The sequence below is a fragment of the Bacillus ndiopicus genome, from assembly GCF_000612805.1.
GTDB classification, from domain to species: Bacteria; Bacillota; Bacilli; order Bacillales_A; family Planococcaceae; genus Metasolibacillus; species Metasolibacillus ndiopicus.
The window spans coordinates 652,860-673,560 of the sequence record NZ_HG964405.1; the positions used below are offsets into that span (position 1 = coordinate 652,860).

Below are 20,701 nucleotides of genomic sequence, written 5' to 3' on the forward strand. Positions count from 1 at the left end.
ACTTTAGCGAAGGTGGTAAACATAGTAGGGATATATGCTTTTGCAGCTGCCTATAAAATTATCTCTCGACCAAGATTAGCATTTTAACGCTGTGAGCATGCAGGGAAGGGGTAAATATCTTGAATCGTTTGCACATCATATTGCTTTAAAGCAAATTGACTATGATACATATACTCAATTACAAGTAGCTTATTATTCGAGATACCACATAGCACTCCTGAAGCTCCTTGCCCATTAACAAATGAAACACCGATTGGCTGACCAATGAGATACTGTATTTTATGTTGCCACATGATGATGAAAATGCCTCCTTTTTGTAAGTATATGAGGAATTTAATAAGGGGGCACAAAAAACCGAATCATCTTAGCGGAAATCAACTGTCCATGTACTACTAGATGTTGCATTGTATACAAGTCTAGTTGTTTTATATTTATCTTGAAAAATTATGTGACTTCAAAATAAAAAGAGTGGCATTTAATACTTTGCTACTCTTTTTTTATGGTGAAAAGAATGACGTAATTCGTATAGTGATAGAGGATTAAGAAAGGTTATGGTTTCCCGAAATTTGTACTTCAACAGTAAATGGATGAAAATGGTTGTTCTTGGAAACGATATTTACAATGTCTTGGATATCTTTTACAACTTTTTCGTCTATCTGATCTATGTTATTCAAATAAACAGCGATTACTTGTTTTTTTGGGGGAATCTACCAAAAATCCAAGTGAGTCTACCGGTTCATAGCCTTTTTCTCTTATGGCTTGTAAAACCTCAGAAGTAAAGTTCGTGTTTTGTAATTTAGCTGAAAATTCTTCAGCGTAAATTTGCTTAAGTTCATTTTCGGAAGACTGGTCAGCTAAAGAGGATTCATTTTTTACAAAAAGAAGCAGAGTTAAAAAGATTCCTATTACTCCTAAAACAAGTATTGACGATTTGACAAAATAGGAGTTTGTCATGAGATGCCTCCTAAAAGGTGATGATAAATAATATGTTAAATTGAAAGAGAAAATCCACTTTATTAAAAATGGTTTTTTCTTTTGTCTGTTAAGTGTCCCTATTGAAAAAAGGAGCGTGTCATTAAAGGTAGGATAAGGGTGTTAAAAGCGCTTTTCCAGTCAATATGGAAGTGAAGTGTTCTCAGAAAAGTTGAGTGGATTTAACGGGGCAGATTTTCCAGTCGAATACTTTTCTCTTCAAAAATAAAGGGTAGCCATCAACATAGCTTGACTTGATTGCCCTCATACAAAAGAGACTTCTCATTGTAAGAGAAGTCTCGCATTTCTATCTTATAACAGCATGTTTGATATGTCGAAAGAACAGTTTGATATTGGGCACATCAATTATAGCTATTTCAACAATTTTAATGCTTATTACATGAATTAGTTCAACCCTTGCGCTTCCTTCCACTCAAGGAACTCATCATAAGATAATTGCTTATCTAAAATCGTACCGTCTTCGCGGATTTCGATTACGCGGTTGGCAATTGTTTGAATGAATTGGTGGTCATGTGATGTGAATAACATCGCGCCTTTGAAGCGAATTAAGCCTTCGTTTAGTGCTTGAATTGATTCAAGGTCTAAATGGTTCGTTGGCTCGTCTAAAACTAAGACGTTTGAGTTTGCTAGCATCATTTTTGAAAGCATGCAGCGAACTTTTTCTCCTCCTGATAAAACAGAAGGGGATTTCTTCACTTCTTCACCTGAGAATAGCATACGACCTAGGAAGCCGCGTAAGAAGCTTTCTGTTTCGTCTTCTGGTGAATATTGGCGTAACCAATCAACTAATGTTTTTTCAGAGCCAGTGAAATATTTATCATGGTCATTTTCAAAATAGCTTTGAGATGTTGTGACACCCCATTTGAATGTACCGCTGTCTGGCTGCGCATTTTCAGTTAAAATATCAAATAATGCTGTTTTAGCATTTGGACTACCTAGGAAGACAATTTTGTCCTCTTTATTCATTGAGAAGCGAATATCTTTAAATAATACCTCGCCGTCTAATGAAGCTGATAGACCTTCTACTGTTAGCACGTCGTTACCGATTTCGCGTCCGATTTGGAAGTTGATGAACGGATATTTACGACTAGATGGACGAATATCATCTAATTCGATTTTGTCTAACATTTTTTTACGTGAAGTTGCTTGCTTCGATTTCGATGCGTTCGCAGAGAAACGAGCGATGAACTCTTTTAATTCTTTAATTTTTTCTTCTTTTTTCGCATTTTGGTCAGACATCATTTTTTGTGCTAACTGGCTTGATTCGTACCAGAAATCGTAGTTACCAACGTATAGCTGGATTTTACCAAAGTCAAGGTCCGCAATATGCGTACATACTTTATTTAAGAAGTGACGGTCATGCGATACAACGATTACTGTATGTTCAAAGTTGATTAAAAACTCTTCTAACCATTGGATTGCTTTTAAGTCAAGGTGGTTGGTAGGCTCATCCAGTAATAATACGTCTGGCTCACCGAATAAAGCTTGCGCAAGTAATACTTTAACTTTATCAGCACCTTCTAAATCGGCCATTTTCGAATAGTGAATATCATCGCCAATTCCTAGACCGTTTAATAGCGTTGCAGCATCTGATTCTGCTACCCAACCGTTCATTTCAGCGAATTCGCCTTCAAGCTCGGCTGCGCGCATGCCATCTTCATCTGAAAATTCTTCTTTTGCGTAAATCGCATCTTTTTCCTTCATTACTGCGTAAAGGCGTTTATTTCCCATAATAACAGTATCTAAAACTGTATATTCATCGTACTCAAAGTGATTTTGCTTTAATACCGACAGACGCTCGTCTTTGCCCATTGATACATGGCCTTCTTGTGTCTCGATATCACCAGCTAAAATTTTTAAAAATGTCGATTTCCCAGCACCGTTCGCACCGATTAAACCGTAACAGTTACCAGGTGTGAATTTAATATTTACGTCTTCGAATAGTTTACGATCACCATAACGTAAACCAACACCACTTACTTGAATCATGTAAGTTTCCTCCTTCAAATTAAACAGTGAGCACAAAGCTCTTATTTGTACACAATACTTTCTATTATAGCACGTATCGCACAGCTTGAGAATAAAAGAAACGAAGAAGTGCAAATGACCACAATATAAAAATTATTTCGTGAGTAGAATTTGCTGGAAATATATGATTAACTTACAGAGTGAGTTGGTAATGAAATGAGGAATTACAGTGAGAAGCAACATGAAGAGAGAAGAAAATTTAACTATTTTTCATTGTTAAATCCTAAATAGTAAAGAATGAAGGTGAAGATAATGATGATTGAAAAAGACGGCCTGCTTATTAGACTTATGCACCATAACGATTTCGATGTAATGGTTAAATGGCTAAATGATCCAGAAGTATTGAAATTTTACGAAGAACCAACTTCAAATCTTGATAAGGTGAAGGCAAAGTACGGTCCTAGGATTGAAGGGAAGCATTATGTTACTTCATGTATTGTAGAGTATAAAAGTCGACCATTAGGTTATATACAATATTATGAAATTCAAAGGGATAAATCGGAAGAATACGGCTTTACTTCAAATCGAAATATATACGGAATCGACCAATTTATTGGAGAAACGGAGCTATGGGGCAAAGGGATAGGTACATCAATGATACTATTGATGTTAAATTATCTTAGAAATAAAGGTGTCTCAAAAGTTATTTTAGAAGTGAAGAAAAACAATATTAGGGCAATAAAAAGCTACGAGAAGTGTGGTTTTAAGAAGATTAAAGAAATTAACGATGAACTAAACTTGATGGAATGTAATATGACGAATGCTGTATTCAATGAAACAAGGGCTCTCTAATAATTATGGAGTGCCTTTCTTTTATTTAAAACTAACGTTAGTGTTTTACCTTTTAAAAGAAATCAGACCTTTTAGAACGGAAAACCCTTCAACAAAAGTAGCGTGCCAGCCTACTTTTCATTCAGCCCAATTTCAGGTAAGGTAATAGTATATGTGGAACAAGGGGTGGGAGATAGTATGTACTTTCCAAAGATAATTGAAATTACAGAAGTAGGGCCAAGAGATGGTTTGCAAAATGAAGCGCATTTTGTGCCGACAGAGCAAAAAAAGGAGCTTATTGAACAGCTTGTAAAAACAGGTATAAAGCGCATTGAAACAGCTTCATTTGTACATCCAAAAGCAGTACCACAAATGGCGGATGCACAAGAAATTGTCACTTTCTCGAAAAATTTAGGCATTGATTTTCTTGTGTTAACACCAAATATGAAGGCGTTAGATCTTGCGCTAGAAGCAGGGGTACAGCAAATTGCGGTTTTTGTTGGTGCGAGTGAAACCTTTAATGAGCGCAATATTAGACGCTCTATTGCGGATTCTTTGCAGGAATGTGAGGAAATGTTTAAAGTGGCTAAAAAGCATAATTTATTTGTGCGTGGCTATGTGTCGATGTGCTTTAGTTGTCCGTATGAAGGCGCCATTTCTTACGAACAAGTAGCACGTGTCGTAAGTCATTTTGCCCAGCATGGTGTTGATGAAATTTCGATTGGGGATACGAATGGTCAAGCAACGCCAAAAATAGTCTATGAACGCTTTACAAAATTACGAGAAGATTATCCGACTATTAAATTTATAGCACATTTCCACGATACGAACGGTTTTGCCTACGCCAATACAATTGCCGCGCTACAGGCAGGGATTACAGCGTTTGATAGCTCTGTTGGAGGGTTGGGAGGCTGTCCGTTTTCTCCTGGAGCAACAGGCAATATATCAACAAATAAGCTAGTGGAGCTTATGCATAAAATGGACATTGCAACAGGAATTGATGAAGAGAAGCTGCTAGTTGCAAGTAAATTTGCACATAAAATTATTATGTAAACTAAAAGGGGGCTTGTTGAAAGTTTTGAAGATGCAAATAGCAAAACAGCATTTACAAACATATTTTGGTTATGAATCATTTCGTATAGGTCAGGAGCGGGCAATTACGCAGGTATTAGATGGAATCGATACATTAGTCGTGATGCCTACTGGTGGTGGGAAGTCGTTATGCTATCAAATTCCAGCGCTTTCTTTAGAAGGGACAACGCTCGTTATTTCACCGCTTATTTCCTTGATGAAGGATCAAGTCGATATGCTTGTCGCAAGCGGTGTGCCTGCTGCCTTTTTAAATAGCTCGCAATCGATGGAGGAAGTGCAGGATGTTTTGCGGGATGTGCGCAATGGCAGAATAAAAATGCTATATATTGCACCAGAACGCTTAGATAATGATTATTTCTGTCAAACATTAGCGACGATTAAAGTGCCACTTATAGCTGTCGATGAGGCACATTGTATTTCGCACTGGGGACATGATTTTAGACCAAGTTATCGCAATATCCAAAATGTTTTACAGCTATGGTCTAAGCGCCCAACGGTTATTGCCTTAACTGCAACAGCGACGCCTACAGTTTGTGAAGATATTCGTTCGATGTTAGCTATTGAGGACAAGCATACGTTTATTACAGGCTTTGCAAGAAGTAATTTACGTTTTGCTGTGCAATCAGGCATTAGTAAAGATGCTTATGTCAAAGAGTTTATTAAAAACAATAAAACCGAGGCAGGTATTATTTATGCTGCGACAAGAAAATCGGTTGATGCACTATATGAACAGTTGAAAAAAATGGGAGTGCGTGTAGCGAGGTATCATGGTGGTATGGATGAAGTATCACGCGCGGATGAGCAAAATCGTTTTTTACAGGATGAGGCGCAGGTGATGATAGCGACAAATGCATTTGGAATGGGGATAAATAAAACGAACGTTCGATTTGTACTACATTATCAAATGCCCCGCAATATGGAAAGCTATTATCAGGAGGCGGGACGAGCAGGGCGAGATGGCTTGCCAAGTGAATGCATTTTATTATATGCCTCAAGTGATGAGCAAACACAGCGCTTTTTAATCGATCAAGCACAGGATCGCTCGCGTATTCCACTTGAGTTAACAAAGCTCCAGCAAATGGTTGATTATTGTCATACGGAAAACTGCTTACAAAGTTATATTATTCAATACTTTGGTGAGGATAATACGGATACTTGTGGGCAATGTAATAATTGTGCCGATACACGTCCAAAAGAGGATGTGACGGAGGATGCGCAAAAGGTGTTATCCTGCATCGTACGTATGGGGCAAAAATTCGGTAAAACAATAACAGCGCAAGTGCTTGCAGGATCCCGCAATAAAAAGGTAACCGAATTTCGTTTTGAAAAATTGCCGACATACGGTATTTTAAAGGCGATGTCAGCAAAAGAGATTGCGAACTTTATTGAATTTTTAATTGCCGAGCAATTAATTGCGGTAAGTAACGGTCAATTTCCAACGATATTTGTCGCAGAACGTGGTAAAGAAGTGTTGTTAGGCAAGGTGCGCGTTTACCGCAGACAAGCCGTTGTGCAACAGGTTGTGCATGATAAAGACCCATTATTTGAGGAGCTTCGCACAGTGCGCATGGCAATCGCTAAGCAGGAGGGCGTGCCCCCATTTGTTGTGTTTTCGGACAAAACATTGCATGATATGTGTGCCAAACGCCCGCAAAATGCTGCAGAATTTTTAGCGATTAACGGTGTAGGGGAAAGCAAGCTTGAAAAATACGGTGCACAGTTTATTGAAGCAATTGCAGCATTTGAGACTGCTAATGTTTGAAGATAATATTATTATGTAAACTAATATATTGGGACTGTCTTAAAAGTGATTTTAAGACAGTCCTTTCTATAGGTTTGGAATAAAGTTGTATAAAAGTGAGCTATCTAGATGTAAGGTTCCTTTTCAATTAAAAGATTGATAAAAGCTTTTGTTGCAGGTGAAACCTCTTTAAAAGCTAAAGTAATTATTCCTATATCACGACTGATGTCTGGGGAAAGCGCTTTGACAGACAACTGATGTGATACAGAGGAAAGGGTGAAGTTAGATATAATACCTTTTATTCATAGCCACCTCTTGGCTCAGGTAAGTCCTGATATTCAGGCTTGCTGCGAACAATGGAAAAAATCTTTTCTCGTAATGCCAGAAGCTCCTCCGCATCCTTTGTTAATTTACAATAGCGATCAGTAAGTTCATAGTCAATCGTTTGTCCATTAATTGTAATATGCCAAATATCCTCACTATAAGGTTCCATACCACAATTTGATTTCGGGATAAGCTTTTTTGTAGCACCAACATCGCTTTCTTTCATTTCATTGTAGATAAAAGTCATTTCCTCCTCGGTAAACTGGAAGGGAGTAGAGGCAGTGCCATCCGAAATTAAATCCTTTGTTACAGTATTTTCGTACGTATCAATTATATTTTTTGTACCTATACCAAATTGCACTTTAAAATTGAAATCTGTAGGCATTTCATCAGGAAGGGTTACGGCCATTTCGTCCTTTGCTTGACAGCCTACTAAAATAGTAATGAAAGCAAATAATGCAAATAGCTTTTTCATATGTAATCCTCCATCATGTGGCTTCATTCATTTTCGTTAGTCAAATCTCGTATAAGGCCAGTTGTAATAAATTTCATCTTTGGAATTTATTCGGGTGGGATGGTGAATATAATGCTCCTCACATGAAGTGATTTCAGGAAAATCTGCGATAATTTCTGTCGCAGCAGTGCTTAATAAATCTTTTTCATCTTCTGTAGGCTCTTCATCAAAAAAAGCCTTCCAAATAAAATGTTGATTGTCAATTTTAGCATAGACGGCTTTTGTATTTTTAGTAACTGAACGGTAAAGAGCTCTTTGGGCGCTTAAAATAAGCTTTATATTAGGGTCAAAAAGCTTCATTTTAAACACGCTCCTTTAAAGTATTTTTATCACCAAAATTATTTATCATATACGAACAATTAATGGATTAATGACGCCCTCAAATCAGTAATGCCATTCTCTAAATAACCTTTTAAACAAGTTAAGGCGTATACCCAGCCTTCTTTTTGCCCCATCATTTTACTTACTATTTCAGAATCATCTTCTTGGAAGCCAGATTCATTTACTTCAATAATGGTAGTTGTGCTATCTAATTCATTGAATGTAATTGTAACAATTGTTTCTTGGTCATGTTCTCCTCCCCAAGAATAAACAATTTTCTTATTTACTTCAATTTCTAAAATATTAATAGTCCCTTTGGCGTTGTATTCTTCATATATTAATGTAATTAATTTACCTTGCTCCCATCGCTCAGAGCTCGATGAGAACCAAAAGTTTCCGATTTTCACGGGGTCTACGATAGCCTCAAATACTTCATTAGCAGACTTGCATATTTTTAATTTGGTCGTTACTTGAGTATCGATATTAAATCAGCTCTCTTTCGATATTTTTAATAGTATTTCTAAGTATAGGGTAAATATTTGAGCTTTTAAACAGTAACGGCTTTATAAACATAAAATACCTTTTAAAAGAAATATACAAACGGTTTTCACATATACTCCATCTAGAAGACAAATTGTACGAGAGCCATATAAAAACATGTACCTGCTGCAATGGATAGCAGCATATTTCTTTTCCAAAGATGCAAAGTGACAACAACTAGTACACCTAAAATTTCTGGCAGGCCATGCTGTCCAGATATAAAGCTAACATCTTTAAAACAATAAATAACGAGCAAGCCGATAACGGCAGCAGGTAGAACTTTGCCAAGGTATTGTATGTAGACAGGGGTGGGCTTATTTGCTGGAAAAATGAAAAACGGTAAAAAACGCGTTAACATTGTTCCAAGCACCACTACACCAACAGTTATTATTTGCTGTGTAATCGTCATAGTGCAGCCCTCTTTTCCTTTTGTAATGATGGACGAAGAAGTGTTAAAACTCCTAAAATCGCCAGCATTGCAGGAACAATAAAGCGTTCACCACCGAAAATAGCTAAACAGATAGCGGATAGTATAAGCCCTAATAATGCGCTATGATGCTGCTTTGTATTAATCCAATGCTCTAAGAAAATAACGATAAACAGCGCTGTCATAACAAATTCTAAACCTTCTGTATTGAAGGTAATAAGCGAGCCGAAAACGCCACCAATTGTTGCACCAACTACCCAATAAATTTGGTTGAGTAATGTAACAAATAGCATAACTTTTCCCTTATCAAGATTATTCGGAATATTCAACGTGCTATTAATCGCAAAAGACTCATCACACATCCCAAAAATGAGATACCATTTTTTATGCCCAAGCTGACCATATTTGTCTAACATGGAAATACCATAAAATAAATGTCTTGCATTCACCATCAGCGTTAGGAAAAAGGCGCTAAGTGGATTAAAGGAAATAAGCAGTAAATTTGCTGCTACAAACTCCATGGAGCCTGCAAAAATAAAGAGGCTCATCAAAATTGGGTAAATGGCATGAAAGCCTAAAGAATTCATAAAAATTCCGTAGGCGATGCCTAAAAATAGAAAGCCGGCTAAAATAGGTATCGTTTGTGGAAACGCAAATTTTAGCGCAGCACGTGTTGAACTGATGTCGTTCAAATTTCCCACATCCTTTAATTTTACATCATTTTTGCCAATGGGCCTCGATAAATTCATCTCGTCCCGATTTTGCGCGATCTTCTTTGTAATGTGCTGACTCTTTTTTATAGTAATCTTGATGATAATCCTCAGCTACATAAAAAGTGGCGGCTTCTCTAATTGCTGTTACGATTGGTTTTTTGAAGCGACCGCTTGCTGCCAGGGCCTCCTTCGATTTTTCAGCCTGCGCACGTTGTTCTTCGCTATGAATAAAAATCGCAGTTGAATAAGATTCGCCACGATCGTGAAATTGACCACCAGCATCTGTTGGATCAATCTGCATCCAATAGATTTCCAGAAGCTGTTCATAGCTAAATATGCTAGGGTCAAAGTCAATTTGTACAACCTCTAAATGACCAGACTCGCCACCTTTGACATCCTCATATGTTGGGTTTTCAATATGGCCACCCATATAGCCACTTGTTACTTTATGTATGCCGTCCCATTGGTCAAAAGGCTTTACCATACACCAGAAGCAGCCGCCTGCAAATGTTGCTTTTTCCATCGTTATTCCTCCTTAATCATTAGCCTGTATTGTATCATGCACGAAAAAGTTTGGACAAGCCCTTGAACTTTCTTCAAAATAAAACGTCTAATAAAGTGAATCTTCACTAGTAATTTGTTCTATAAGCATTATGACAAAAATAGTATAATAATTTTAAATACTAGGAAGATAGACACAACGATTTAAAGGAGAATTTTATGGAACAGCATGAACGACGACAAACACGTCATAAACGAAAAAAATTTCGTAAAGGGCGATTTATTTTTCTATTAATTATTGTCTTGCTACTAGCAGCTGCGGCTTATGGTGTTGAGCAATATCGCAGTGGGCAAAAGTTGGCTAGCGAAACAAAGCTACCTGAGCAGGATTTTACAGCGGATGCGAAAAAAGGCGATATTGAAAACTTTTTAATTTTAGGTGTCGATAGCCGAGGTGAGGAAAAATCGCGTACAGATACGATGATGCTGTTATCATGGAACCGTGATACAAATGATATGAAGCTTGTATCATTTATGCGTGATATTTACGCAGACATCCCTGGGTATCAATCATATAAGCTGAATACAGCCTATTATTTAGGCGGTGTGCAATTATTAAAGGATACATTAAATACAATGTTTGATGTGCCAATTCATCATTATGCAGTCATCGATTTTAAAAGCTTTGAGTCAATGATTGATATTTTAGCACCAAATGGCATTACGATGGATGTTGAAAAGGATATGTCAGCTAATATCGGTGTATCATTAAAGCAGGGGACACATCAACTAAATGGTAAGGAATTATTAGGCTATGCACGTTTTAGACAAGATGCAGAAGGGGATTTTGGTCGTGTAGCTCGCCAACAAAAGGTAATGGATGCCTTAAAGGCTGAGCTGTTCTCACCAGCGAATGCGAAAAACCTGCCGAAGTTTGTCGGTGCAGCTCAAGGTTATGTCACAACGGATTTATCATCGGCACAGGAGCTAAAAATGGCGTTATCTGTAGTTGCAGGTGGAGGCGTAGACATTGAAAAAATGACGATTCCTGCAGAAGGGACATATACATTTAACTCCTACCAGCACGCAGGCTCTGTTTTAGAAATTGATAAAGGGCAAAACCAAACATTGCTGCATGAGTTTTTACAGATGAAATAAACTAACAATTCATGATAAGATAGCAGCACAAACATCTTTTTAGAAAATTTGACAATTAGCAGGGGTGGTTTTTTGGAGCAGAAAAAAACAAATATGCAAAATAGGCAGCTACCGCAAGAAACATCGAATTTCTTTTCGACACGTTTTATTCGCTTTTTAGGCGGAAAAAACTTATTGTTTTTACTTCTTATCCTGCTAATTGTTGGCTGTGTTATTTTTATTTATGATAAAATCGCATTTATTTTCCAGCCACTTCGTGTATTATTTGAGGTCGTTATTTTGCCAGGTGTGCTTGGTGTTATTTTATATTATTTAACGCGACCGTTTTTACGTTTATTAATGAAATGGAAAGTTTCTAAAATATGGGCGATTTTAATTATTTATTTGATGGCGTTAGGTATACTAACGTTAACAGTTGTTTTGGTTTATCCATTTTTACGCGATCAATTTACAAATTTAATGAATGAGTTCCCAGCTTATTTCATGGCATTTGTTGAAAATATCGTATCATGGCTGAACAATTCACGCTTAAACCAATACTTTTCAATGATTAATTTTGATTATGATAAAATGATTACCAGCTTAACAGATGATGTTGTGAAGCAAGTGAAGGATTTTGCGACAGGCTTTGCGACAAGTGTTGCATCGGGTATTACAGGCTTTGTTTCCGCATTAACTGGCTTAGTATTATCGATTGTCATCGTACCATTTATTTTGTTTTATTTATTATACGAAGGCGAAAAGATGCCAAAATTCATTTTGCGTCTTACACCACCTAGCATGCGTAAATTTGTAGGTGATGTATTACATGATATGGACAAGCAAATTAGCTCTTATATTCAAGGGCAAATTTTAGTATCGATTTGTATTGGGGCAATGGTGACAGTCGGCTTCCTTATTATTGGCTTAGATTATGCGTTACTGTTAGGGGTACTAGCAATGGTGACAAGCGTTGTGCCTTATTTAGGCCCAGTTATAGCGATTACGCCTGCCGCAATTATTGCAATCGTATCGGATTCGCCGTTTATGATTTTAAAGCTTGCTGCTGTATGGACCATTGTACAATTGATTGAAGGGAAGTTTATTTCTCCTCAAATTATGGGGAAATCATTAAGCATTCACCCGATTACGATTATTTTTGTGCTTTTAACAGCAGGCTCCTTATTTGGCGTACCTGGTGTCATTTTAGGGATACCAGCTTATGCCTTAATTAAAGTATTAGTGACGCATATTTATCAAGTGTTTAAGCAACGCTACAATCGCTTCCAAACAGAAGAAGAGGCTATGTATGAAGAACAATAATTTAGCACAGTGGAATATTGTATTCCACTGTGCTTTTTTTGAACGCATGCTATAAAGCGGGGGTGATTAAATGAAAAAATACGCTGTGATTGTCATATTATTTTTCCTAATAGCCTGTGAAGAAAGTTACGATCAACAACATAAAGAATACTTAGCTAATATGGGATGGCATATAAAGAAACAGGAGCGGGAAAAAACGTATACTTTACAAACTCCTGAGGAAATGCTGGCACACTATGATGTTGATGGGCTTACTTTTTTGCGTGATTATCAGGGGAAGGAAGTAACACAATTTCTGTATACATTAAAAGAGCAGGATGCAGAGCATAACAATGTTAAGGCTGTGATTTTGGAAAATGAAGGAGACATTATCGGGGGCTATGGTCTTTTACCAAGCTGGGATCCTGGCGTTTTTCATTTAATGGAAAAGGAGCAATTAGTGGAGGAGAAAATGATAAAATAATAATTCAAAAAACGCGAGAAACCAATCCTGATTTCTTGCGTTTTTCAAATTTAGAGGTTAATTATTAAATTAGGTTGTTATATGACGCGAAGTTTTTCAACTGCACGGGCAAGCAGCTCGCTATTTTGAACAAGTGCTAGACGCATATAGCCTTCACCTGCAGTGCCGAATACTGTGCCGGGTACCATTACAACACCAGCTTGTTCGATTGCTTTAAAGGCAAATTCCTCACTCGACATATCATATGGGTGCTTGGCCCAAACGAACATACCACCATTTGAAGGTGCGACCTCCCAGCCAATTTGCTGCAATCCGTTCATTAATATATGATGGCGCTCTGCAAAAGTCGTACGTAGGTTTGCCGTAATTTCCTCCGCATGATCTAGGGCAAGTGCTGCAGTGAGCTGAATTGGCTCGAAAATACCGAAATCTAAATTCGATTTTAACTGCTTTAAAATACTTATCATTTGTGCATTCCCAACAATATAAGCAATACGTGCCCCTGCAAGGCTAAAGCTTTTCGATAAGGAATTAATTTCTAAACCTACTTCCTTTGCACCAGGTGTCGCTAAAAAGCTCATCGGTGCATCACCCGTGAAATAAAATTCAGAATAAGCAGCATCATGTAAAACGATTATATTATGCTTCCTAGCAAACGCTACAACTTCCTCAAAATACGCTTTAGAAGGCATAGCTGGTACTGGGTTACCAGGTAAGTTTAAAATAAGAAGCTTTGCTTTTTCAGCAATTTCTGCTGGAATGCTAGTTAAATCTGGTAAATAACCCTTTTCCTTTGAGAGGGGCATATAGTAGGGAGTAGCCCCTGCTAAATGAATACCTGCATCGTAAGCGACATAGGCAGGATTCGTTGTTAAGACAATATCACCAGGGTTACAAAAAGCAATTGGCAAATGAACAAGTCCTTCCTGAGAGCCCATCGTTTGTACAACTTCTGTTTGCGCATCAAGCTGTACACCATTCACTCTATCATAATAGCGGCAAACAGCTTCACTGAAAGCTTGAACACCTGTTAATGTGTAGCGATAAGATTGTGGTTTAGCAGCAAGCTGCGCCATATGCTCAAGTAACATAGGGGCAGGAGGAATATCAGGGCTTCCTAAGCTTAAATCGATAATTTCCAATCCTTGTTGTTGCTGCTGTGCTGCAAATGCTTTCAATTTTCCGAAAATCGCTTCTGTAAATAGCGACATTTTTAATGATGGCTCGATAATCAAAAAGAACACTCCTTTAACCTGTAAAAATACAATTTATTTTAGCACAAAAGTGCGGTTTTGTATTTGGATAATTCTGAAAAGAGTGTATATTCAACTGAGAGAGAGAATATTTGCTGGAACGATAATATATGATTGTACCAGCATTATCAATTAAGGCTGGTACAATCATAAGTTTCTTTTATTTTTCTTTTATGATTGCCCTCACAAGCTTTTTCTCACTATAATCGAACCAAAAAATCCAAAGTTGATTGTCTTTTGTCTGGAGACTTTCAGCGACACTAGTACGATAAACTTTATAGAAAATCTCATCTAATTCGTTCGCTGATTTATTAAGTGATTTTTGAGCAAGCTCTATAAAAGTATTGTACTCTTTTTCATTTTGCAAAATAATAGAACTGCTTTCATAATTGTTATCTTTTGCAAAAAGGCTTTCTGCAGATTTTTTAGATGCGACAGTTGCTTCAGCAGCGCTTTTGTATTTTGCTGGATACTGAATATCCGCCTCTTTCATGCTACTAAACTTGCTATTGGAGTAGGCTGTCGTGACTGCACTATTTTCAAGTGCTTTTGATGCCCTGTACATAAAAACTGTAAAATGTACACGCGTAAGCCCTTTGTCTTCACGGAATGTTTTATCCTCATAGCCTGTTGTTACGTTACTCGCGTATAAAGCATCTACATAGGAAGCGAGCTGTGGCGAGACATCCGTTAATGGACTTTTCTTATCATTGCTTGTAAGATTGTATGCTAACACTAATGCCCGTGCCATTTCTCCTCGCGTAATAATATTATTCGGTTTAAAATCAAAGTTATCAGCATGTTGGATAATGTCTGCTTCAAGTACCCGTCTAATATCTTTGTAATAAGGGTTATCTTTATTTACGTCTGTTAAAGAAATACCTTTATTGTGTACAGGGAGGGTAGGGAATGCGCGGCTAATTAAAGCTGCGGCATGCTTGCGTGTCATTAATTCGTTTGGTCTAAATGTTCCATCAAGGTAGCCAGTAATGACTTCTTTTGCGGTCATTTCTGTAATAATGTCATAATAATCGCTTTTGGGCGAAACATCGCTAAATTTTTTAGTGGCTGCTTCAGTTTGTATTGGTGCTATAGCGACACTAACTGCTGCAACTGCAACTGTTGCACTAATAAATAAGTTTATTTTTTTCATAATCAATTACCTCTCTTCATTAATAGTAGATGGATTGCTTCGATAGAAATGGTAATTTTCTATATGAGTTGGACTGCCAATACATTTATAATAAACCGTTTATCCCTTTTTTTCCACATATCCTACCACCTATTAATGTTAGTAGAGTCGAAAAAAGTGTATATTTGCTATAAGAGAAAGGGGAGAGAGGATGGAGGTTTATTCTTTAAGTGGACCAAGTGGTACTGGGAAAAGTACATCTGCCTTGCATTTTGCTTATACGAAGGGGATTGAAGGAATTATAGATGACGGCTTGCTGATTATTAATGGTGTAAGATGCGCTGGCATAAGTGCAAAGTTTGAAAAAAATACGATTACGGCTGTAAGGCGTGCTATTTTTGAGGATGCAACACACAAGGAAGAAGTGCAAGCAGCGATAAAAAATGCCAATCTTGCATCTATTTTAATTATCGGTACATCAGATAAAATGACAAAAAAAATTGCTGAGCAGCTAGAGCTTGGTCAAATTGCTCATTTTTATCAAGTACAGAATATTCGCTCTGCACGCGAAATTCAGATAGCCCGCTTTATTCGACAAACGAAGGGGCAGCATGTAATGCCAATTCCATATGAGCAAGTAGAACAAAATTTTTTTAAGCGACTAGTGCGTAAAGGACGTGCGATATTTGTTGGGAATCGTGTGAAAGTGGGAGAAACGACAATTGTTCAGCCTGATTTTCATTATCAAACGGTAACTATTAATAAGCAAGTGTACCGTGATGTACTGCTGTATGTAATAAATCAGCATCCCGTTGTGGCACAAGTGGAGAAAATACAATTCAATGTAGCCTCAATCCCTAAAATTAGTACGACAATTGAAATAAAGGCACCGATTAATTATGATGTTATGGCAGAGCTGCGCGGTTTACAGCAAGGAATTGCACAGGCATTTTATAAAACGTTCGAACTAGAGCCTGAAGCAATTCACATAGCTGTAAAGGGTACTAGAAAAGAACGTGTCTGAAAATCCTTGTGAATCACGTTCTTTGAGCCAGTTTTTTTGATTATAATGGACGTTTAAATTGCGGCTGGCGTTTTTCTACAAAAGCGCGTACACCTTCAGCGAAATCATATTGCGAGACAAAAGGTGTAGAGCCTTGCCATAAAGCGGGTGTAGAATCTATGCATTGCTGAACAGATTGTTTCACAGCTAATAATGAGTCTGGCGACATACCTGCAACGAGCTTGCCTATGCGAATCATAAATTTTGTTAAATCCTTTTCAGCTACTAAATAATTTAGCAACCCTGCATTAAATGCTTCTTCAGCTTTATATGTGCGCCCTGTGAAAACAAAATCCTTGGTAGCGGAAGGGCCAACTAAATCGACAAGTCTCTTTGCAAAGCGATTATTTAAAGTAATTCCTAATTTGCCAACTGGGATACCTAACTTTGCTTTATCAGAGCCGATGCGGATATCACAGGCGAGAGCTAATTCTAAGCCAGCACCCATCGCTGGTCCGTTAATAACGCCAATCACAGGAAGTGGCAGATTTTCAACTGTAGAAATTGTTCGCTCCATTTCAACAAAGGCTTGCTCTGCTTGTTCAAGCGACATCGTATGAAATTCTTTTATATCAGAGCCAGCCGAAAAATTTTCACCAGCTCCACGTAAAATAAGCACTTTGTTTTTAGGATTTTGCAATGTTTGTGAGGTCAATGAGGCGAGCTCTTGCCACATTTTTGCTGTTAGCGCATTTTTCGCCTGTGGTCGATGGATTGTAATAATTGCTAAGCCAGCAGTTTCCTGATAAATAATTTTTGCGTCCTCTTCTTGTAGGCGTACAGTTTGTATTTGCACAAGGAAATCCTCCGTTTCATCCTATTGAATTAATGAAAGTATAGCCTAAAACCGTCGCAAAATGTGAAATAACGCAAAAAAGGAAGGCTACAAGTAATATTGAATGGATGTTATGTAATTAATGTAGCATATGCAAGGTTGAACAACGCTGCTTCTTTTCGTATAATAAGAACATACATTCTCTTTGTGTTGTCTAACAAAATAACATATTATACGACACTCCATATTATAAAAAACAAATGACTTCACGCACCATTCATTTTCGAAATCGAAAATATTTCACGCCAAATTAATTAAGGGGAGCTCATTATGACAGATTATTCAATTTATGTCGCTCATTTTAAAGCATTTTTAGCAGGTCAATCGAAATCCGATTATACAGTGAAGCAGTATAGTTTAGATAGTGCACAATTCGTAAAATATGTGCAAGAGCAGCAACACGAAGAAATTACAGCGGAAGTTATTCAAGCTTATCGACAATGGCTACAGCTACATCACACTTCCATTCAAAGTGTAAATCGTAAGCTTGCTAGTCTCAAAAAGTTTATTCACTTTTTACAGGCTCGAGATATCGTTCCTATGCTTGCTGATGAGTTATTTAGCCCAATACCACTCGAAAAAAAGGAGCTGCCAATATTATCTGCAATGCAAATGCGTCAAGCTTTACACGTATGGCTTACTTCTTATGAAACAGCGGAGCAGGAAGAAATAAGATGGATGGCCTTGCGCAATTATACAATTATGCACGTTATTGCAACGCTTGGTCTTAAATCTAGTGAAGTGGTGCGCATGAAATGGTCGCATATACATAGTGATTTTATTCGTATTTTGAGTAAGCGGAGCTATCGAGATTTGCCAATAAAACAAGCTTTATTAGATGTGTTACAGTTTTATAAGGATGAAACAATAAAGCAGTTTCCTATTGCTAAAGAGGTAGATGAAATATGGCTTGGACTAGGAAATAAACTTGGAGAGCAAATTACTGTTAAAACAGTCGAGCGTTTATTTGCCTATGTGTCACAGCAAGTAGGTTTTTCGGTTACAACTACAAATGTTCGTTATACAGTAATTCAAAAAGATATAGATAATGAACAGCAGCAAACAGTCGAGGATTTATACGAAAAATATGGCTATGCCAGAAAAGGTGTGCTGCAGGAACGAGCTACTCGAATGGAAAAGTCTGAGTAAAATGCTATAATAAAAATTATATTTTCACAAAGGGGAGGTACAATGCGTACAGAAGCAGAAATGTTTAAAGTGTTTTCGGATTTTGCTATACAGGATGAGCGCATTCGTATTTCAGTGTTAGAGGGATCACGAACGAACACAGCTATTCCGAAAGATATTTATCAGGATTATGATATCAGCTTTTTTGTCACGGATATGAGCTCCTATCTGGAAAATGATACTTGGCTGCAAGTATTTGGTGAGTTAATTTTTGTCCAAAAGCCTGAGGATATGGAGCTTTTTCCAGCAGAATTTGAACATTGGTTTACTTATATTATGTATTTTGCAGATGGCATTAAAATTGATTTAAGCTTGATTCCATTAACAGAGCTAACAAATTATTTTAATGATTCGGATGGCTTAGTTGAGGTTTTGCTTGATAAGGATGGACGTATTGGGCATAAAATGGTGGCTACGGATGAGAAGTATTGGATTCGTAAGCCTAGCACTCGCAGCTTTGATGATTGCTGTAATGAATTTTGGAGTGTTGCTACATATGTCGCAAAGGGCTTGCGACGCAATGAATTTTTATTTGCTATCGACCATTTGCATAATAATATAAGACAAGAGCTATTACGCATGATATCATGGGATATCGGCATTCAAAAAGGCTTCACTTTTAGCGTAGGAAAAAATTATAAATTTATTCATAACTATATACCAGCAGAAGAATACGAAAAATTACTTAGCACTTACGCAACAGCGGGTGTAGAGCAGACATGGGCTGCCTTTGAACTTTGCTGTGAGATGTTTCGAAATTATTCTCAAAAAGTAGCACAGGCACTTGGCTATTCATATCCAAACTATGATAAAAACATTACAGCTTGGATTCACAATACATATAAAAAGGGGAACGACTAAATGGCAATTTCATTAATGGAAGCATATTTAATTGAAACATTACGACAAAATTATAGCTATGAGCAAGTAGCAGCACAGCTTGATAAGAAGGATTTATCTTTATTTGCTGAATTGAAATCAGATTTTACATTATTACAGGAACTTTATGATACGGATAAAGAGCTTTTTAAAGAAGCATATACAACAGGCTATCAAGTTAAGTTTTTAACAATCAATGGCTTAAAAAATATTTTACGCATGCGCTATCAAATTTCAGAGGACCAATATGAGCTACAAGAGTTCGGCGCATACAATGTACCAGCAAGCGAGGAAACTGAAAAAGCGATTGCTGCAATCGTTTCATCCAATTGGAAAATTGAGCGCAATGGTCAGACGATTAATATTTTTGTCTAATGTAAAGCTTGCAAAATAATCATTTTGTGAGATAATAGGGTCATTAAGCTTTCTAGGGTTCCGTAGCAATTGTTAAGTCACTTGCTAGCCTGGTCCGAGAGAAGGCGCACACAATATATGTGTGTTACACGGAGGGATAAAAGCCTGGGAGAATCGCTGTTTTGGCAGCATTCTCCCAGGCTTTTTCGTTATTAAAGGAGGAATTTACAATGAATTTAACATGGCTTCAAGTAATTATCGCAGCAGTTTTTGAGGTCGGCTGGGTAATCGGTTTAAAACATGCATCAACACCGCTTGAATGGACAGCAACGGTTATTTGTATTATCGTTAGCTTTTATTTAATGATTCAAGCGGGAAGTAAGCTTCCTGTGGGTACGGTATATGCGGTTTTTGTTGGATTAGGAACAGCAGGTACTGTAACTGCTGATATGCTTATTTTTGGTGAGCCAGTGCAGTTAGGTAAATTATTATTAATTGCCATTTTATTAGCAGGTGTTATTGGTTTGAAGCTTGTCACTGGTGATGATAAGGAGGAGCATGCATAATGGCTTGGATCGTTTTAGTTTTAGCAGGATTATGTGAAATGTTGGGCGTCTTTATGATGGGGCGTATGTATCAAAAACGCAATGTACAATCATTTATTTATATGGTTGCTGCTTTTTCAATGAGCTTTGGTTTGCTAGCAATTGCTATGAAAACATTACCGATGGGAACGGCTTATGCTATTTGGACTGGAATTGGCGCTGCTGGTGGTGCAATTCTTGGTATGATAGCATTTGGTGAATCAAAGGACTGGCGACGTATTGTTTTTATTACAATGATTTTAGGGGCGACAATTGGATTGAAGTTGATGTAAAAGCTTTATCGATAAAAAGGAATTTATAGAACTAATATTCTAGGCATATGGTATAATATCAATATAGAAAATACGTAGAAAGGGGGATTCCAGTGACAGACCGCGAACTACTCGAATTACTTCTGCAAAAAGTAACGGGCATGGAAACTGATATGCAGGACATGAAAACGGACATGAGTGGCATGAAAACAGACATGAGTGGCATGAAAACAGACATGAGTGGCATGAAAAC

Annotated in this window: 24 protein-coding genes and 1 riboswitch; of the genes, 12 read left to right on the forward strand and 12 right to left on the reverse strand. The window is 37.4% G+C overall.

Annotated elements, in window-relative coordinates; translation table 11 throughout:
• Positions 1-83: 83 nt before the first annotated feature.
• The 3 genes from TY13_RS11355 to TY13_RS11365 form a co-directional block, all read right to left on the reverse strand.
• Complete coding sequence (locus TY13_RS11355; RefSeq protein ID WP_042475923.1) at positions 84-296, reverse strand: hypothetical protein; 213 nt, start codon at positions 294-296, stop codon at positions 84-86.
• A gap of 370 nt (positions 297-666) precedes the next feature.
• Entirely contained in the window at positions 667-954 is a 288-nt protein-coding gene (locus TY13_RS11360) for a hypothetical protein (RefSeq protein WP_042475664.1), read from the reverse strand.
• Positions 955-1,377: 423 nt separating this feature from the next.
• Positions 1,378-2,982: an ABC-F family ATP-binding cassette domain-containing protein gene (locus TY13_RS11365; protein ID WP_042475667.1), complete on the reverse strand. Its 1,605-nt coding sequence runs from the start codon at positions 2,980-2,982 to the stop codon at positions 1,378-1,380.
• A gap of 291 nt (positions 2,983-3,273) precedes the next feature.
• On the opposite strand from TY13_RS11365, the gene TY13_RS11370 reads away from it, so the two are divergent.
• The 3 genes from TY13_RS11370 to recQ all read left to right on the forward strand — a co-directional run bounded on the left by TY13_RS11370 (position 3,274) and on the right by recQ (position 6,646).
• Positions 3,274-3,813 (forward strand): GNAT family N-acetyltransferase, encoded by a 540-nt coding sequence (locus TY13_RS11370; RefSeq protein ID WP_230199426.1) that lies wholly within the window; start codon positions 3,274-3,276, stop codon positions 3,811-3,813.
• A 177-nt stretch (positions 3,814-3,990) separates the two neighbouring features.
• Entirely contained in the window at positions 3,991-4,845 is an 855-nt protein-coding gene (locus tag TY13_RS11375; RefSeq protein ID WP_042475672.1) for a hydroxymethylglutaryl-CoA lyase, read from the forward strand.
• A 31-nt stretch (positions 4,846-4,876) separates the two neighbouring features.
• Positions 4,877-6,646 carry a DNA helicase RecQ gene (recQ, locus tag TY13_RS11380; RefSeq protein ID WP_042475924.1) on the forward strand — a complete coding sequence of 590 codons (1,770 nt, stop codon included), beginning with the start codon at positions 4,877-4,879 and terminating at the stop codon, positions 6,644-6,646.
• Between the two features lie 277 nt (positions 6,647-6,923).
• Here the strand turns inward: recQ and TY13_RS11385 are convergent, their stop codons facing one another.
• The 6 genes from TY13_RS11385 to msrA form a co-directional block, all read right to left on the reverse strand.
• The gene (locus TY13_RS11385) at positions 6,924-7,424 is read right to left on the reverse strand and encodes a hypothetical protein (RefSeq protein WP_042475674.1); all 501 of its coding nucleotides are present in this window, start codon (positions 7,422-7,424) and stop codon (positions 6,924-6,926) included.
• Between the two features lie 36 nt (positions 7,425-7,460).
• Positions 7,461-7,763, reverse strand: coding sequence for a hypothetical protein (locus TY13_RS11390; RefSeq protein ID WP_042475676.1), 303 nt, complete (start codon positions 7,761-7,763; stop codon positions 7,461-7,463).
• 59 nt (positions 7,764-7,822) lie between these two features.
• Complete coding sequence (locus TY13_RS11395; protein ID WP_042475680.1) at positions 7,823-8,266, reverse strand: SRPBCC family protein; 444 nt, start codon at positions 8,264-8,266, stop codon at positions 7,823-7,825.
• A 140-nt stretch (positions 8,267-8,406) separates the two neighbouring features.
• Positions 8,407-8,733 (reverse strand): branched-chain amino acid transporter permease, encoded by a 327-nt coding sequence (locus TY13_RS11400; protein WP_042475682.1) that lies wholly within the window; start codon positions 8,731-8,733, stop codon positions 8,407-8,409.
• Positions 8,730-9,443 (reverse strand): AzlC family ABC transporter permease, encoded by a 714-nt coding sequence (locus TY13_RS11405; protein ID WP_230199427.1) that lies wholly within the window; start codon positions 9,441-9,443, stop codon positions 8,730-8,732. The genes TY13_RS11400 and TY13_RS11405 overlap by 4 nt, the downstream gene beginning before the upstream one ends.
• A 25-nt stretch (positions 9,444-9,468) precedes the next feature.
• The gene (gene msrA / locus TY13_RS11410; RefSeq protein WP_042475685.1) at positions 9,469-9,987 is read right to left on the reverse strand and encodes a peptide-methionine (S)-S-oxide reductase MsrA; all 519 of its coding nucleotides are present in this window, start codon (positions 9,985-9,987) and stop codon (positions 9,469-9,471) included.
• Positions 9,988-10,184: 197 nt separating this feature from the next.
• Here msrA and TY13_RS11415 point away from each other — a divergent pair, with 197 nt between their 5' ends.
• The 3 genes from TY13_RS11415 to TY13_RS11425 all read left to right on the forward strand — a co-directional run bounded on the left by TY13_RS11415 (position 10,185) and on the right by TY13_RS11425 (position 12,888).
• Positions 10,185-11,123, forward strand: a complete 939-nt coding sequence (locus TY13_RS11415) for an LCP family protein (protein WP_042475687.1) — start codon at positions 10,185-10,187, stop codon at positions 11,121-11,123.
• Positions 11,124-11,216: 93 nt separating this feature from the next.
• The gene (locus tag TY13_RS11420) at positions 11,217-12,425 is read left to right on the forward strand and encodes an AI-2E family transporter (protein WP_042475930.1); all 1,209 of its coding nucleotides are present in this window, start codon (positions 11,217-11,219) and stop codon (positions 12,423-12,425) included.
• 70 nt (positions 12,426-12,495) lie between these two features.
• Positions 12,496-12,888: a DUF4830 domain-containing protein gene (locus TY13_RS11425; protein ID WP_042475690.1), complete on the forward strand. Its 393-nt coding sequence runs from the start codon at positions 12,496-12,498 to the stop codon at positions 12,886-12,888.
• 77 nt (positions 12,889-12,965) lie between these two features.
• On the opposite strand, the gene TY13_RS11430 is transcribed toward TY13_RS11425, so the two are convergent.
• Together TY13_RS11430 and TY13_RS11435 are read right to left on the reverse strand one after the other, a co-directional pair.
• Complete coding sequence (locus TY13_RS11430; RefSeq protein WP_042475692.1) at positions 12,966-14,123, reverse strand: aminotransferase class I/II-fold pyridoxal phosphate-dependent enzyme; 1,158 nt, start codon at positions 14,121-14,123, stop codon at positions 12,966-12,968.
• A 178-nt stretch (positions 14,124-14,301) separates the two neighbouring features.
• A complete protein-coding gene (locus TY13_RS11435; RefSeq protein WP_042475695.1) occupies positions 14,302-15,294 on the reverse strand; it encodes an S-layer homology domain-containing protein in 993 nt (330 codons plus the stop codon).
• A 190-nt stretch (positions 15,295-15,484) separates the two neighbouring features.
• On the opposite strand from TY13_RS11435, the gene TY13_RS11440 reads away from it, so the two are divergent.
• Positions 15,485-16,297, forward strand: coding sequence for a hypothetical protein (locus TY13_RS11440; protein WP_042475698.1), 813 nt, complete (start codon positions 15,485-15,487; stop codon positions 16,295-16,297).
• Between the two features lie 40 nt (positions 16,298-16,337).
• Here the strand turns inward: TY13_RS11440 and TY13_RS11445 are convergent, their stop codons facing one another.
• The gene (locus TY13_RS11445) at positions 16,338-17,132 is read right to left on the reverse strand and encodes an enoyl-CoA hydratase/isomerase family protein (RefSeq protein WP_042475700.1); all 795 of its coding nucleotides are present in this window, start codon (positions 17,130-17,132) and stop codon (positions 16,338-16,340) included.
• A 309-nt stretch (positions 17,133-17,441) separates the two neighbouring features.
• Between TY13_RS11445 and TY13_RS11450 the strand changes: the two genes are divergently transcribed.
• The 5 genes from TY13_RS11450 (at position 17,442) to TY13_RS11470 (ending at position 20,469) form a co-directional block, all read left to right on the forward strand.
• Entirely contained in the window at positions 17,442-18,320 is an 879-nt protein-coding gene (locus TY13_RS11450; RefSeq protein ID WP_042475704.1) for a tyrosine-type recombinase/integrase, read from the forward strand.
• Between the two features lie 42 nt (positions 18,321-18,362).
• On the forward strand, positions 18,363-19,220 hold the full coding sequence (ant(6), locus tag TY13_RS11455) for an aminoglycoside 6-adenylyltransferase (protein WP_042475705.1): 858 nt from the start codon (positions 18,363-18,365) through the stop codon (positions 19,218-19,220).
• Positions 19,221-19,613, forward strand: a complete 393-nt coding sequence (locus TY13_RS11460) for a hypothetical protein (RefSeq protein ID WP_042475708.1) — start codon at positions 19,221-19,223, stop codon at positions 19,611-19,613.
• Positions 19,614-19,654: 41 nt separating this feature from the next.
• A riboswitch (guanidine-I (ykkC/yxkD leader) is annotated at positions 19,655-19,766 on the forward strand.
• 56 nt (positions 19,767-19,822) lie between these two features.
• Entirely contained in the window at positions 19,823-20,158 is a 336-nt protein-coding gene (locus TY13_RS11465; protein ID WP_042475710.1) for a DMT family transporter, read from the forward strand.
• The gene (locus tag TY13_RS11470; protein ID WP_042475713.1) at positions 20,158-20,469 is read left to right on the forward strand and encodes a DMT family transporter; all 312 of its coding nucleotides are present in this window, start codon (positions 20,158-20,160) and stop codon (positions 20,467-20,469) included. Before TY13_RS11465 ends, TY13_RS11470 begins: the two co-directional genes overlap by 1 nt.
• Positions 20,470-20,701 lie beyond the last annotated feature (232 nt).

What these genes read in the sequence shown, in the direction of transcription:
- TY13_RS11390 (WP_042475676.1), bottom strand. Translation starts at nt 7,763, where the DNA reads ATGAAGCTTTTTGACCCTAATATAAAGCTTATTTTAAGCGCCCAAAGA.
- TY13_RS11440 (WP_042475698.1), top strand. Translation starts at nt 15,485, where the DNA reads ATGGAGGTTTATTCTTTAAGTGGACCAAGTGGTACTGGGAAAAGTACA.
- TY13_RS11360 (WP_042475664.1), bottom strand. Translation starts at nt 954, where the DNA reads ATGACAAACTCCTATTTTGTCAAATCGTCAATACTTGTTTTAGGAGTA.
- TY13_RS11450 (WP_042475704.1), top strand. Translation starts at nt 17,442, where the DNA reads ATGACAGATTATTCAATTTATGTCGCTCATTTTAAAGCATTTTTAGCA.
- recQ (WP_042475924.1), top strand. Translation starts at nt 4,877, where the DNA reads ATGCAAATAGCAAAACAGCATTTACAAACATATTTTGGTTATGAATCA.
- TY13_RS11400 (WP_042475682.1), bottom strand. Translation starts at nt 8,733, where the DNA reads ATGACGATTACACAGCAAATAATAACTGTTGGTGTAGTGGTGCTTGGA.
- TY13_RS11460 (WP_042475708.1), top strand. Translation starts at nt 19,221, where the DNA reads ATGGCAATTTCATTAATGGAAGCATATTTAATTGAAACATTACGACAA.
- TY13_RS11370 (WP_230199426.1), top strand. Translation starts at nt 3,274, where the DNA reads ATGATGATTGAAAAAGACGGCCTGCTTATTAGACTTATGCACCATAAC.
- TY13_RS11365 (WP_042475667.1), bottom strand. Translation starts at nt 2,982, where the DNA reads ATGATTCAAGTAAGTGGTGTTGGTTTACGTTATGGTGATCGTAAACTA.
- TY13_RS11385 (WP_042475674.1), bottom strand. Translation starts at nt 7,424, where the DNA reads ATGAAAAAGCTATTTGCATTATTTGCTTTCATTACTATTTTAGTAGGC.
- TY13_RS11375 (WP_042475672.1), top strand. Translation starts at nt 3,991, where the DNA reads ATGTACTTTCCAAAGATAATTGAAATTACAGAAGTAGGGCCAAGAGAT.
- msrA (WP_042475685.1), bottom strand. Translation starts at nt 9,987, where the DNA reads ATGGAAAAAGCAACATTTGCAGGCGGCTGCTTCTGGTGTATGGTAAAG.
- TY13_RS11465 (WP_042475710.1), top strand. Translation starts at nt 19,823, where the DNA reads ATGAATTTAACATGGCTTCAAGTAATTATCGCAGCAGTTTTTGAGGTC.
- TY13_RS11420 (WP_042475930.1), top strand. Translation starts at nt 11,217, where the DNA reads ATGCAAAATAGGCAGCTACCGCAAGAAACATCGAATTTCTTTTCGACA.
- TY13_RS11470 (WP_042475713.1), top strand. Translation starts at nt 20,158, where the DNA reads ATGGCTTGGATCGTTTTAGTTTTAGCAGGATTATGTGAAATGTTGGGC.
- TY13_RS11415 (WP_042475687.1), top strand. Translation starts at nt 10,185, where the DNA reads ATGGAACAGCATGAACGACGACAAACACGTCATAAACGAAAAAAATTT.
- TY13_RS11425 (WP_042475690.1), top strand. Translation starts at nt 12,496, where the DNA reads ATGAAAAAATACGCTGTGATTGTCATATTATTTTTCCTAATAGCCTGT.
- TY13_RS11435 (WP_042475695.1), bottom strand. Translation starts at nt 15,294, where the DNA reads ATGAAAAAAATAAACTTATTTATTAGTGCAACAGTTGCAGTTGCAGCA.